Annotated in this window: 11 protein-coding genes; 5 read left to right on the top strand and 6 right to left on the bottom strand. The window is 68.2% G+C overall.

The annotated features are described in order from the left end of the window. Positions 1-156 precede the first annotated feature (156 nt). The 4 genes from aspA (at position 157) to I71_RS28910 (ending at position 6,227) form a co-directional block, all read left to right on the top strand. Positions 157-1,572: an aspartate ammonia-lyase gene (gene aspA, locus I71_RS28925; RefSeq protein WP_042702453.1), complete on the top strand. Its 1,416-nt coding sequence runs from the start codon at positions 157-159 to the stop codon at positions 1,570-1,572. A gap of 102 nt (positions 1,573-1,674) precedes the next feature. Beyond that, positions 1,675-2,949 carry a dicarboxylate/amino acid:cation symporter gene (locus I71_RS28920; RefSeq protein WP_042702450.1) on the top strand — a complete coding sequence of 425 codons (1,275 nt, stop codon included), beginning with the start codon at positions 1,675-1,677 and terminating at the stop codon, positions 2,947-2,949. 75 nt (positions 2,950-3,024) lie between these two features. Then, on the top strand, positions 3,025-4,899 hold the full coding sequence (locus I71_RS28915) for an ATP-binding protein (RefSeq protein ID WP_244434123.1): 1,875 nt from the start codon (positions 3,025-3,027) through the stop codon (positions 4,897-4,899). Continuing rightward, positions 4,872-6,227: a sigma-54 dependent transcriptional regulator gene (locus I71_RS28910; protein WP_042702447.1), complete on the top strand. Its 1,356-nt coding sequence runs from the start codon at positions 4,872-4,874 to the stop codon at positions 6,225-6,227. The genes I71_RS28915 and I71_RS28910 overlap by 28 nt, the downstream gene beginning before the upstream one ends. Before the next feature lie 27 nt (positions 6,228-6,254). Here I71_RS28910 and I71_RS28905 read toward each other — a convergent pair whose 3' ends face one another. Continuing rightward, the gene (locus tag I71_RS28905; RefSeq protein ID WP_042702459.1) at positions 6,255-7,574 is read right to left on the bottom strand and encodes an amidase; all 1,320 of its coding nucleotides are present in this window, start codon (positions 7,572-7,574) and stop codon (positions 6,255-6,257) included. A 341-nt stretch (positions 7,575-7,915) separates the two neighbouring features. On the opposite strand from I71_RS28905, the gene I71_RS28900 reads away from it, so the two are divergent. Further along, positions 7,916-9,475, top strand: coding sequence for an FAD/NAD(P)-binding protein (locus I71_RS28900; protein WP_049976386.1), 1,560 nt, complete (start codon positions 7,916-7,918; stop codon positions 9,473-9,475). A 10-nt stretch (positions 9,476-9,485) separates the two neighbouring features. Here I71_RS28900 and I71_RS28895 read toward each other — a convergent pair whose 3' ends face one another. The 5 genes from I71_RS28895 to I71_RS28875 form a co-directional block, all read right to left on the bottom strand. After that, the gene (locus I71_RS28895; protein WP_042702445.1) at positions 9,486-10,190 is read right to left on the bottom strand and encodes an aspartate/glutamate racemase family protein; all 705 of its coding nucleotides are present in this window, start codon (positions 10,188-10,190) and stop codon (positions 9,486-9,488) included. A 13-nt stretch (positions 10,191-10,203) separates the two neighbouring features. Beyond that, on the bottom strand, positions 10,204-11,031 hold the full coding sequence (locus I71_RS28890; protein WP_042702441.1) for an ABC transporter permease: 828 nt from the start codon (positions 11,029-11,031) through the stop codon (positions 10,204-10,206). 3 nt (positions 11,032-11,034) lie between these two features. After that, complete coding sequence (locus I71_RS28885) at positions 11,035-11,952, bottom strand: ABC transporter permease (RefSeq protein WP_042702437.1); 918 nt, start codon at positions 11,950-11,952, stop codon at positions 11,035-11,037. A gap of 209 nt (positions 11,953-12,161) precedes the next feature. After that, on the bottom strand, positions 12,162-13,475 hold the full coding sequence (locus I71_RS28880) for a PotD/PotF family extracellular solute-binding protein (protein WP_042702434.1): 1,314 nt from the start codon (positions 13,473-13,475) through the stop codon (positions 12,162-12,164). A gap of 58 nt (positions 13,476-13,533) precedes the next feature. Next, positions 13,534-14,012, bottom strand: a 479-nt coding sequence (locus I71_RS28875) for a TOBE domain-containing protein (protein WP_244434122.1), incomplete at its 5' end; no start/stop codon positions are given.

The following is a 14,012-nucleotide window of genomic DNA, read 5'->3' as shown; positions in this document are numbered from 1 at the left end:
TCCGACGACCCGCGGCTCTCACCAGCAATCCTATGCAGCAGGATCAAAGGCTTAGGCCGGGACATCCTGCCCGGCCGCGCTGGCATGGCGGTTGCTCCTTACCGGTTGCGTCCCGCGCAGACGGGACGGTCTCAAACCAAGGGAGCGAAACGTCCGATGCCTGCCACAACGCGCACCGAACACGACCTGCTGGGCGACCGCGAGGTCCCGGCCGACGCCTATTACGGGGTCCACACCCTGCGCGCTGTCGAGAATTTCCCGATCACCGGCACGCCGATTTCCCACTACCCCGATCTGGTCCGCGCGCTGGCCGAGATCAAGATGGCGGCAGCCCGCGCAAACCATGAGCTGGGTCTGCTGACCGCCGAACGGGCCGACGCCATCGCCGCCGCCTGCCGCGAGATCCGCGCCGGCAAGCTGCACGACCAGTTCGTCGTCGACGTGATCCAGGGCGGGGCCGGCACCTCGACCAACATGAACGCCAACGAGGTGATCGCCAACCGGGCGCTTGAGATCCTGGGGCATGGCCGCGGCGACTACGCCCAGCTGCACCCCAACGAACATGTCAACATGAGCCAGTCGACCAACGACGTCTATCCGACGGCGCTGAAGCTGGCGACCTACACCGGCATCTTCCGGCTGGTCGAGGCGATGGGCCATCTGCGCGCCGCCTTCCAGCGCAAGGCCGACGAGTTCCGCGACATCCTGAAGATGGGCCGCACCCAGCTGCAGGACGCCGTGCCGATGACGCTGGGCCAGGAATTCTCCACCTACGCCGTCATGCTGGCCGAGGATGAGGAGCGGCTGAAGGAGGCCGCCCTGCTGATCCGCGAGATCAACCTGGGCGCCACCGCCATCGGCACCGGCATCAACGCCCACCCGCAATACGCCGCGCTGGTCTGCCGCCGTCTGGCCGAGATCAGCGGCGTGCCGGTGCTCACCGCCCCCAATCTGATCGAGGCGACGCAGGATTGCGGCAGCTTCGTCCAGCTGTCGGGCGTGCTGAAGCGGGTGGCGGTGAAGCTGTCCAAGACCTGCAACGACCTGCGGCTGCTGTCCAGCGGCCCGCGCGCCGGCTTCGGCGAGATCAACCTGCCGGCGCGTCAGGCCGGCTCGTCGATCATGCCGGGCAAGGTCAACCCGGTGATCCCGGAGGTGGTCAACCAGATCGCCTTCGAGGTGATCGGCAACGACATGACCGTCACCTTCGCCGCCGAGGCCGGCCAGCTCCAGCTGAACGCCTTCGAGCCGATCATCGCCCACAGCCTGTTCAAGAGCATCACCCACCTGCGCCAGGGCTGCCTGGTGCTGGCCGACCGCTGCGTCGACGGCATCAGCGCCAATCGCGACCATCTGGAAGCCTCGGTGCGCAACTCCATCGGCATCGTCACCGCGCTCAACCCCTACATCGGCTATGCCAACGCCACCGAGGTCGCTGCCGAGGCCCATCGCACCGGCAAGGGCGTCGCCGAGCTGGTGGAGGCGCGCGGCCTGATGACCGCCGCCGCCCTGGCCGAGGTTCTGCGGCCGGAGGTGCTGACCCAGCCGCGGCTGCTGGCCACCGCCGGCTGACCCGTTCCGCCACCCGGCCCCGCCCCGTTCGGGGCCGGTTCCCATCGACCGCAACCCGGCCGACGCTTCACGGCGGGCGGGAATAGGTAAGGTAGTAGGACCATGAACAAACAGACGACGCTGATCATCGTCGCCATGCTGCTGGGCATCGTCACCGGCTATGTCTGCAACAGCCTGTTCGACGCGGCCGCGGCCAAGGAGATCGCCGGCTATTTCGCGATGGTGACGGACATCTTCCTGCGCCTGATCAAGATGATCATCGCGCCCCTGATCTTCTCGACCCTGGTCGCCGGCATGGCCGGCATGGGCGACGCCCGCACCGTCGGCCGCATCGGCGGCAAGGCGGTGGGCTGGTTCCTGATGGCATCCTTCGCCTCGCTGTTCATCGGCCTGATCTTCGCCAACCTGCTGCATCCGGGCGCCAATGTCGGCGTGCCGCTGCCCGATGCGTCGGCCAGCGCCGGTCTGAAGACCTCGGCCCTGAACCTGAAGGACTTCCTGACCCACGTCTTCCCGCGCAACTTCTTCGAGGCGATGGCGAACAACGAGATCCTGCAGATCCTGATCTTCTCGATCTTCGTCGGTCTCGCCATCGGCCAGCTGCGCGACACCAAGGCCGGCCTGCTCGCCCGCTCGATCGAAGAGGTCGTGCCGGTGATGCTGAAGGTCACCGACTATGTCATGCGCTTCGCCCCCATCGGCGTCTTCGCCGCCGTCGCCAACGTGGTGACGACCCAGGGTCTCGGCGTGCTGCTGGTCTACGGCAAGTTCATGGGCAGCTTCTACCTGACGCTGGCCGTGCTGTGGGCGGTGCTGATCTTCGCCGGCTTCGCCGTGCTGAAGGGCGACGTCTTCCGTCTGGTGAAGGCGCTGCGCCAGCCGATGCTGCTGGGCTTCTCCACCGCGTCGAGCGAGTCCGCCTATCCCCGCGTGATGGAGGAGCTGAAGGGCTTCGGCGTGAAGGACCGGGTGATCGGCTTCGTCCTGCCGCTCGGCTATTCCTTCAACCTCGACGGTTCGATGATCTACACGACCTTCGCGTCGCTGTTCATCGCCCAGGCCTATGGCATCCCGCTGACGCTTGAACAGCAGATCGTCATGCTGCTGGTGCTGATGGTGTCGAGCAAGGGCATCGCCGGCGTTCCGCGCTCCTCGCTGGTCGTCGTGGCCGCGGTGCTGCCGATGTTCCACCTGCCGGAGGCCGGCGTCCTGCTGATCATGGGCATCGACCATTTCCTCGACATGGGCCGCACCGCCACCAACGTGCTGGGCAACGGCATCGCCACCACGGTGGTCGCCAAGTGGGAGAACGCCCTCGGCGCCGAAGAGGACGAGGAGGCCGGCGCCGCCCTGCCCTCCCCGGCTGCTGCCGAATAACGGGCCGACAGTCCGGCCGATATCCTGACGGGCCGGGCCGGAAGACGGGCGGGCAATGGAAGGGGGGCTTCTGCTATGATGCGGCGGTCCCTGTCCCTGCCCGCCTTTTTCATGCCAGCAGCCCGCCGCCTCCGCACCATCGGTCTCCTGTTGCCGGCGCTTGCCGGTCTGGCCCTGCTCGCCGGTGTGGTGGGCTTCCGCGTCAGCGAGGGGATGGGCCTCGCCGCCCTGCAGGAGACCGGACACCACCGGCTCGACCTCTATGCCGAGAGCCTGGAACGCGAGATCGACAAATACGCCTATTTCCCGGCGACGCTGGGGCTGGAACGCGACGTCCTCGATCTCGTCACCGGGCGGGCGCCGCTGGCCTGGGGGCTGAACCGCTATCTGGAGCGGCTGAACGAGCGGGCCGGCACCCTGTCGATCTATGTGCTGAACCGCCAGGGCCGGGTGCTGGCAACCAGCAACTGGAACCGCCCCGACAGCTTCATCGGCGAGGATCTGTCCTACCGCCCCTATTTCGTCGAGGCCGCCGCCGGCCGCCAGGGCCGCTTCTTCGGCGTCGGCACCACGCGGGGGGAGGCCGGCTATTACCTGTCCTCGCCGCTGACGGAGGATGGCGCCATCGTCGGGGTCGCGGTGGTGAAGGTCAGCCTGGAACAGCTGGAGCAATCCTGGTCGACGGTGGAAGCGCCGGTCCTGGTCGCCGACGAGAACGGCGTGGTGATCCTGGCGTCGGTCCCTTCCTGGAAATTCACCACCCTGCGGCCGATGGACGAGCCGACCCGACGTCATTTCGACCTGACCCTGCAATACAACGCCCGTCCGCTGCAAGCGCTCGGCCTGACCGCGCTGGACCGCATCGCCGCCGATGCCGAGCTGGTGCGCCTCTCCCGCCCGGCCGATGGTCAACTGGAGGAAGCGGTCTTTCCGGTGACCGGCGGCTTCCTCGCCCAGACCGCACCGCTGCATGGAACCGGCTGGACGATGACCGTGCTGTCGCCGGTCGATCAGGTGACCGGCATGGCCTGGACCCGTGCCGCCCTCGCCGCGGTCGGCAGTGCCTTCCTCGGCATCCTGCTGCTGATGTGGGTGCAGCGCCGCCGCCATCTGCTTGACCTTGAACGCAAGGTGGAGGAGCGCACCCGCAACCTGCGCGCCGCCCAGGACGAGCTTGTCCATGCCGGCAAGCTGGCGGTGATCGGCCAGCTGTCCGCCGGTCTGGCCCATGAGCTGAACCAGCCGCTGGCGGCGCTGCGCACCCTGTCCGGCAACACGGTCAAGTTCCTCCAGCGCGGCAACCTTGACGCCGCGCAGGGCAATCTGGAGCGCATCGCCCATCTGGTCGACGCCATGGGTGCCCTGACCAGCCAGCTGAAATCCTTTGCCCGCAAATCCTCCGGCGCTCCTCGTCCGGTGGCGGTTCGCCGGCCCATCGACAATGCGCTGTTCCTGCTGGAGCAGCGGCTGCGGCGGTCCGGTGTCGCCGTGCAGGTCGATGCGCCGGAGGATGTCGCCGCTCTGTGCAATCCGAACCGTCTGGAGCAGGTTCTGGTCAATCTGGTCGCCAACGCCCTCGACGCGCTGACCGGACGGACGGACGGCAGGCTGACGCTGAACGCCCGGACGGAGGGTGACCGGGTATGCATCCGGGTGGCCGACAACGGCCCCGGCCTGCCCGCCGAGGTGCTGCCCCGCCTGTTCGAACCCTTCTTCACCACCAAGGAGGCGGCGAAGGACGGATCGAAGGAAGGGAGCGGCGGTCTCGGCTTGGGGCTTGCCATCTCGGCCGGGATCGTGCGTGACTTCGGCGGTGCCCTGACCGGGGCGAATGGTCCGGATGGCGGGGCGGTCTTCACCATCGACCTGCCCGCCGCCGCCCTGCCCACCGACCCGACCGCCGTCCAGGCCGGAGACCTCCTATGTCCGACGCTGCCGCCATCCCCCTGAAGGTCCTGCCCCTGAAAGTGCTCATCGTCGAGGATGACCCGAACGTCAGCCTCGGCTGCCAGCAGGCGCTGGAACTGGAGGACATCCCGACCGAAGCGGTGGACAGCGCGGAGAACGCCCGCCGATTGGTGGCCGATGGATTTCCCGGCGTGGTCGTCACCGACATCCGCCTGCCGGGCATGGACGGAATGGCCCTGCTGGCCGAACTGCTGGCCGCCGATCCGGACCTGCCGGTGGTGCTGATGACCGGCCATGGCGACGTGTCGATGGCGGTGCAGGCGATGAAGCTGGGCGCCCACGACTTCATCGAGAAGCCCTTCTCCCCCGACTATCTGGTCGAGGTGGTGCGCCGCGCCCTGGACAAGCGCCGCCTGACGCTGGAGGTGCGCGAGCTGCGTGCCCGTTTGCAGAACCGCGACAGCATCGAGGCAAGGCTGGTCGGCGGATCGCCGCAGATGGAGCGGGTGCGCCGGCTGATCGGCGAGCTTGCCACGTCGGCCGCCGACGTGCTGATCCATGGCGAGACCGGCTCCGGCAAGGAACTCGCCGCCCGCTGCCTGCACGATGCCAGCCCGCGCCGCAGCGGCAACTTCGTCGCCATCAACTGCGGCGGCCTGCCGGAAAGCCTGATCGACAGCGAGATCTTCGGCCATGAGGCCGGTGCCTTCACCGGGGCCGGCAAGCGCCGCATCGGCAAGGTGGAGCATGCCAACGGCGGCACCCTGTTCCTCGACGAGATCGAGAGCATGCCGATGCCGGTGCAGATCAAGTTCCTGCGCGTGCTTCAGGAACGCACGCTGGAACGGCTTGGGTCCAACACGCCGATTTCCGTCGATTGCCGGGTGATCGCCGCGACCAAGCTGGACTTGCGCGAACTGGCCGACCGCGGGCGGTTCCGTGCCGACCTCTATTACCGCCTGAACGTCGCCAACCTGCCGCTGCCCCCCTTGCGCGACCGGCGCGAGGACATCCCGCTGCTGTTCGAGCAGTTCACCCTTCAGGCCGCCGCCCGCCACGGTCGCCCGGTCCCGCCGCCGGATGCCGGGCGCATGCGCCGGCTGATGGCCTATGACTGGCCCGGCAATGTGCGCGAGCTGCACAATGTCGCCGACCGCTGCGTGCTGGGCATCGAGCAGGGCTTTCCCCCCTTCGCCACCGCCCACCCCGCCGCCGGCCGGCCGCTGGCCGAGACGGTGGAGGCCTTCGAGCGCGCCCTGATCGCCGACACCCTGCGCCGCACCGACCACAGCCTTGCCCGCGCCGCGGAGGACCTGCAGATCGCCAAGACCACGCTGCACGACAAGATCAGGAAATACGGGCTGTCGTGACGGCTGAGAACCGGACCGGCACCTGTCTTATCTGAGTGCATTCTCGATCCCGGCGGCGATGCCCAGCAGGCTGCGGTCGCTCCCCCGCCGCCCCATCGCCATCAGCCCGACCGGCAGTCCATCCGTGGGAACCGGCAGGGAAATGGCCGGCAGGTCGAACAGGTTGGCGATGCGGGTGTTGCGCAGCAGCGCCATGTTGACGCGGTGGAAGCTCGCATCGTCCAGTACATCGGCGATGGCGGGGGCGGTCAGCGGCACGGTCGGCAACAGCAGGACCGGCTGGCGGATCAGCCTCTCGTCCATCAGACGGATCAGCGCGGCCCGGCGGCGCTGCATGCGGACATAATCGGCGGCGGGCGCCTTGCCACCGGCCTCGATCCGCGCGCGGGTCTTGGGATCGATGCCGTCGAACGCGGTGATGCCGAGATCGGCGAGGGTCGCCGCCAGTTCGATGGCGGTGAAGACGCCAATGCGGTCAAGTTCCGCCAGCGCGTCGAGTTCCGCCTCGATGGACCCGTCGACGATGTGCGCCCCGGCGGCGCGCAGCCGGTCCAGCGCCGCCTCGAAGCCGGCGGCGACGGCAGGCTCCACCCCGTCGAACAGCCGCCCGCGTGGCACCAGGAAGGACTGCCCGGCAAGCGGCAGCGCGCCAAACGGCGCCGGATCGCCGTCGGAAAGAATGCTGTCCAGCAGCGCCGCATCGGCGACGCTGGCGGCAATCGGCCCGATCACGTCCAGCGTCGCCGACAGTGGAAAGGCGCCCGCGGCCGGCAGGCGTCCACCGGTCGGCTTGAATCCGACAGCCCCCGACAGCGCCGCCGGAATGCGCAACGACCCGCCGGTGTCGCTGCCCAGCGCCATCTCCGCCATGCCGTCGACCACCGAGATCACCGCGCCGGACGACGAGCCGCCCGGCACCCGCGAACGGTCGCGCGGGTTTCCGGGATTGCCGCAATGGGGGTTGATGCCGACGGCGGAAAAGGCAAATTCCGTCATGTGGGTGCGGCCGACGATCACCGCACCCGCGGCGCGCAGCCGGGCAACCGCACGGGCATCGCGCCCAGCGGCCGGCCGGCCGCGCAGGATGGCGGAGCCGGCCGCGGTGGTGTCGCCGGCAACATCGAACAGCCCCTTGACCGAGACGATCCGCCCATCGAGCGGACCCAGCGTCCGGCCCGCCGTCGCCCTGCGGTCGCTGGCCGCCGCTGCGGCACGGGCCTCCTCCGCATAGATGTCCGTGAAGACCAGGGCACCTTGCCGCTGCGGATCGGCGATCCGGGCAAGCGCAGCCTCCAGCCGGTCGGAAGCGGACGCAGGGGAGGCGGGCGACATGGTCGGCGTTGACATCGTCGGCATTGGCATGGGGGCGGGGCTCCTGATGGGGCCTGCAGCGTAGCGCCCGTCGTCGAGCGCGCACAAGCGCATGTGCCATATCGGCGTGCGCTTGGCGACCGGGATGATGCCAGCCGCATCGCGTAAAAAATAGGCGAATCCCTACTTTTGGAATAGTGTTTGCCGTTCGGCCGATGGCGCGGGTCCAGCGCCCTGTGATATTCAGAGAGGAACGAAGCGGACCGAGCAGACACACGGCCGACGCGAATTCCATGGCCCGTCAGGACATGACGTCCTTGGGAACAGCCGCCAACGGCCGGCCTTTTCCGGAATGACTCACGGAAGGACGGACTTCGATGCCTGCAACGCCTCACTTCTCTCCCCCGGGCGCGCCCACATCCGAAGCCTTCAACCAGCCTCGCCAGATCGCCATCATCGGCGCCGGTTTCACCGGCAGCCTGCTGGCCGCCCATCTGCTGCGGGGAACCCGGGTGCCGCTGGTGGTCCATCTGATCGAATACGGGCACCGGCCGGGCACCGGCCTCGCCTATTCCACCCCGAACGGCGCGCATGTGCTGAATGTCCGTGCCTACAACATGAGCGCCTATCCCGACGACCCGCGCCATTTCCTGCGTTGGCTGTGGAGCCGGGCGGACGGGCCGACGCCAGATGAGCCGCCCGGAAAACAGCCGATGCCGCCGAGCGGCCACGCCTTCGCCTCCCGCGCGCTGTACGGCGCCTATATCCAGGATGTGCTGGCGGAAGCGCAGGCGGAGGCCCCTGCCCATGCGCGCCTGAACGTGATCCGCGGCGAGGCGATGGACGTCCGCACCGAACCCCCGTCAGGCAGCAGGCCGGCGGTCCATGTCCGGCTCGGTGACGGCCGGGTGGTCAGCGCCGACACTGCCGCACTCTGCATCGGCAATTTTCCGCCCTCGCCGCCCTGCCTGGCGTCGTCGACGGCGGATGAGGCCTTCGCGTCGGACCGTTTCATCGGCGACCCGTGGGATGCCGCCGCCATCGGCGGCATCGACCGGGAGGCCCCTGTCGCGATCCTCGGCACCGGCCTGACCATGGTTGACACGGTGCTGTCGCTGCTCGACCAGGGGCACCAGGGGCCGATCACCGCGGTGTCGCGCCGCGGCCTGCTGCCGCTGCGCCATGAGGAGACACGGCCCTACACCTCCTTCCTGCATCCCGAGGTGCTGCCCAGCACGGTTCTCGACGTGCTGATCGCCCTGAAGGCCGACGCACGTCGGGCGGCCGCGGCCGGCTATGACTGGCGCTCGGCCTTCGACGCGCTGCGGCCGCACCATCACCGCATCTGGGCGCATCTGCCGATGGAGGAACGCCGCCGTTTCCTGCGCCACGCCCGCCCCTTCTGGGAGGTCCATCGCCACCGCATGGCGCCGCAGGTCGCCGACCGCATCGCCGCCGCGCGCGCCGATGGCCGCCTGCGCATCCTGGCCGGCCGCCTGAAAGATGCGGCACTCACCGCCGGCGGGCTTGCGTTGACCGTCACCGAACGCGGCGGCGGAGCGGAGCGGGTGCTGTCGGCAGGCGCGCTGATCAACGCCACCGGCACCAACTGCGACTACACCCGCATCCGCCACCCGCTGGTGCGGTCGCTGCTCGACCGCGGCCTCGCCCGGCCGGACATCTTGCGGCTCGGGCTGGACGTGACGGAGAGCGGTGCGGTGATCGCCGCCGACGGCATCCCCTCCCCGTGTCTGCTGGCCTTCGGTCCGGTCGCCAAGGCTCCCTTCTGGGAAATGACCGCCGTGCCGGAACTGCGCAGCCAATGCGCCGACGCCGCCCGCCGCATCCTGGGCGGACAGGCGGATGGAGCACTCTCCGTCCAGACCGGACTGCCGGGCATCGCGACACCGGACCTCCCGGAGCCGCGGCGGATTTAAGGTGGAAGAGTCACCGGAGCTTGGGCAGCGGCGGCGCATAGCCGCCGGCCTTGCTGGTGCGCAGTCCAAGGGCGGCCAGCCCCTCCACCAGCTTCACCGCGGCGGTGACGCCATCCACCACCGGCAGGCCCATCTCATCGCTCAGGGACCGGGCGAGGTCGGCCATGCCGGCGCAGCCCAGCACGATGGTCTCGGCACCATCCTGCTCCATCGCCCGGCGGATCTCGGCGCGAACGCGCTCCACCGCGCCGGAGGCCGGATCCTCCAGCGCCAGCACCGGCACCCCGGCTGCCCGGATGGTGCAGCGTCCTCCCATGCCGTAGCGCCGGGCCAGCCGTTCCAGCGCCGGGACCGAGCGGGCGAGCGTCGTCACCACGCTGAACCGGCCGCCGAGCAGCCCGGCGGTCTGCATCGCCGCCTCGCAGATGCCGACCACCGGTGCGGTCGCGAGGCTGCGCGCCGCGTCCAATCCGACATCGTCGAAGCAGGCGATCACCGTTCCGGCGATGCCGCTCTCCCGCTGGTGCCGGTCGATCACCGCCAGCATGCCGGGAACGGCCAGCGCCTCGTCGTAATAGCCCTCGATGCTGGCCGGGCCGGACGGCGGGTTGTCGGCCAGGATCTCGGTGCCGGAGGCGGCAACGCTGCGGGCGGCGGCGCCGATCCGCGCGGTCATCGAGGCGGTGCTGTTCGGGTTGACGACCAGAATACGCATGTGTTGGCAGTCCTTAGGCGCCGCTTCGGCGCAGGCGGTGGCGGCGCAGCAGGATCAGGCCCAGGAAGAACAGGCCGATCACGGTGAAGGAGAAGACCGTCGTCAGCGACCCCAGCGCATAGAGCACCGGCGTGGTGACGTTGGTGGTCATGCCGTAGATCTCCAGCGGCAACGTGTTGAAACTGCCGGCGGTCATCAGCGTGCGGGCGAACTCGTCATAGGACAGGGTGAAGCCGAACAGCCCGACGCCGATCAGGCTGGGCAGCAGGATCGGCAGCACCACATGCCGCACCGTCTGCCAGGGCGAGGCGCCAAGGTCGCGCGCCGCCTCCTCATAGGCCGGGTTGAAGCGGTTGAAGATGGCGAAGACGATCAGCAGCCCGAAGGGCAGCGTCCAGGTCAGATGCGCGCCCAGCGCCGAGCTGTACCAGGACGGCTCCAGCCCCAGGATGTTGAAGAACAGGCCGATGCCCAGGCTGACCAGGATCGACGGCACGATCAGGCTGGCGACCGCGAGATAGAAAATCGCCCCGCTGCCGCGGAACCGGTGGCGGAAGGCGAAGCCGGCCAGCACCGAGAACAGCACGGTCAGCACCATCACCATCAGCCCGAGCGCGATCGACCGGCGGAAGGAGCCGCCGAAATCGCCGACCGCCTGTTGCTCGAACAGGTTGCGGAACCAGTGCAGCGACACCCCGTTCATCGGGAAGGTCAGCCCGCCCTCCGGCCCCTGGAAGGACAGGATCAGGATGGTCGCCGTCGGGCCGTAGAGGAACAGCACGAACAGCGCGAAAAAGGCCCCCAGCAAGTAGAAGGACAGGCCGCGACGGGAGGTGTTCATCTCTCACAGCTCCTTGCGGATGTCGACGACGCGCAGCATCGCCACCACCATGATCAGGACGACGGCCAGCAGTACGACCGCGTTGGCGGCGGCGGCGGGATATTGCAGCAGCGAGATCTCGTTGGCGATCATCAGGCCGATGGAGGCACTCTGCCCGCCGCTCATCAGCCGCACGGTGATGAAGTCGCCCATCACCAGCGTGACGACGAAGATGGAGCCGATGGCAATGCCGGGCTTGGTCAGCGGCAGGATGACGTTCCACAGCGTCTGCGCGGCACTTGCGCCGCCGTCGCGTGCCGCCTCGATCAGGGCGCGGTCGATGCGCATCATCGAATTGAAGATCGGCACCACCATGAACAGCGCATACAGGTGGACGAAGGCGAGCACGACCGAGAAGTCGGAGAACAGCAGAAACTCCAGCGGTTCATCGATGACCCCGGCGGAGATCAGCCCGGAATTCAGCAGTCCGTTGCGCCCCAGGAACGGGATCCACGAGATCATGCGGATGATGTTGGAGGTCCAGAACGGAATGGTGCAGACCAGGAACAGCACCATCTGCCAGGTGGTGGAGCGCACATGGAAGGCCAGGAAATAGGCGACCGTGAAGCCGATGCCGAGCGTGATCGCCCAGGTGAGTGCGGCGTATTTCAGCGTGTTCAGATAGGTCTTCCAGGTGACCGGCGAGGTCAGCAGCTCGCTGTAGTTGGTCAGCACGAAGTCGGGATAGATGCGCACGCTGTCGTAATCCCAGAAGCTGACCGCGACGATGGTCAGGATCGGCACCAGCAGGAACAGCAGCAGCGTGACGGTCAGCGGTGCGGCCTGGAGATAGGGAGCGACGCGCGGCAACAGGCGGCCACGCCGCGCCCTGCCGGCGGCGGCCGTGACGGACGGTCGGGACGTTTCGGCGGTCAGGGTCATGGGCGGGGTCCTGCAGTGGATGGTGACGGCGATTGTCCCCCTCTCCCCCCGGGGAGAGGGCTGGGGTGAGGGGGATGCATTGCGTGCACATAACAGAGAGCGGAGAGTGCGCGACTCTTGAAGATCCTCGCCGCGCGACCCCCTCACCCTAACCCTCTCCCCGGGGGGAGAGGGGATACACACGGTCTCGGAAGCGAAAATGACGACACTTACGCGGCGATGAACTCGTTCCACTTGCGGACCATGTAACGGTCCTCGTCCATCACCGCGTTCCAGCAGGCGACGCGGCCCATGCGGTCCTGGAACGAGCCGCCGTCGCGCACCGCGCCGGCCTTTTCCATCACCTTGCCTTCGGGGCTGAGGATGTCGGCCTTGGCCGGCTGGCCCTCCATCCAGAAGGCCCATTCCTCCGGCGACATGTGCTGCTTGGCGGTGTCGAGCACGGCCGAGTAATAGCCCTGGCGGTTCAGATAGGCGCCGACCCAGCCCGACAGGTACCAGTTGATGTATTCATAGGCCGCTTCCAGCTCCAGCCCGCTCAGATGCTTGGCGATGCCGAGACCGCCGCCCCAGGCGCGATAGCCTTCCTTCAGCGGCTGGTAGACGCACTGGATGCCCTTGGCGCGCACGGCGGCGACGGCCGGCGACCACATCGACTGGATGATGACCTCGCCCGACGACATCAGGTTGACGCTCTCGTCGAAGGTCTTCCAGAAGGCGCGGAACTGGCCGGCCTTCTTGGCGTCGGTCATGATCTTGAGGGTCTTGTCGATCTCCTCCTTGGTCATGTTGCCCTTGTCGCCATACTTGATCTCGCCCATCGCCTCGCAGACCATGGCGGCGTCCATGATGCCGATGGACGGGATGTTCAGCAGCGACGCCTTGCCCTTGAAGGCAGGGTCCAGCAGGTCCTTCCAGCTGGAGATCGGCCGGCCGACCAGATCGGGGCGGATGCCCAGCGTGTCGGCGTTGTAGATGGTCGGGATCAGCGTCATCCACTCGGTCTGGGACTTGGCGAACTTGGTGCTGTCCTTGCCCTCGACGAAGCCGACGGTGTGGGGAGCGGTGCCCTGGGCGATGGCGCTGTCCGGCGTCAGCTTGCCGGTGATGAAGATCGGGACGATCTTGTCGAAATTCTTGATCTTCTTCACGTCCATCGGCTGCATGACGCCGGCCGGGAACACCTTCTTGCAGATCCAGTATTCGATGTCGGCGATGTCGTAGGACTTCGGCTGGGTCACCGCGCGCTGGGTCACCGCGTCGGAATCCAGCGCCGTCATCTGCAACGTGAAGCCCAGATCCTCCTTCACCTTGTCGGCGACCGCATTCAGGTTCGACACACCGGTGCCGAACTGGCGCAGCGTGACGTTCTTGATGTTCTGCGCCCAGATCGTCGGGAAGCCGGTGATGGCGCCCGAGCCGACGGCGGCACCGGCCACGGCGGCGCTGCCCTTCAGCAGGGTGCGGCGGCTGACGCCGGTCGACAGCGTTGCGGGCTTGGAAGGAGTACGGGTCTCGGTCATCGCTGAGCCTCCAGTCTGTTCGTCGTGTTGTTTTTTGATGGGTGGTTTTTGGAAAGGGTCATGCCACCAGCGGGTGGACGTCGCGCCGGCTCCAGCCGGCGAGCACACGGTCGCCCACGCCGACCGGCGCATCGAAATAGCGGGCCTCGTCCAGCACGACGGCGAACTCGTCGGCGCCGGCAACGTCGAGGTTGAGATGCACCGAGGCGCCGTGATACTCCAGCGACCGAACCGTGCCCTCCACCTGGATTTCGGTCGGCAGGCCGCCACCGCCCAGTTGGATGCGGTCGGCCCGTACGGCACAACGGCCGGCATCGCCTGCCACGCCACCGCCAATCGCACCGGCCTCGATGACGTTGTGGCCGCCGATGAAGCGGGCGACGAANGCGGTGCGNCGCTGGGTGAACAGCTCGCGCGGCGGTCCGGCCTGCTCGATCCGGCCCTGGGTCATCACCACGGCGGAGGTCGGGCAGCGCCATCGCCTCGGTCTGGCTGTGGGTGACGTGGATGAAGGTGATGCCAATGTCGCGGTGAAAG

This window comes from Azospirillum sp. B506 (assembly GCF_000333595.1).
Taxonomy (GTDB): Bacteria; Pseudomonadota; Alphaproteobacteria; order Azospirillales; family Azospirillaceae; genus Azospirillum.
This window is presented reverse-complemented; position numbering and strand designations above follow the sequence as displayed.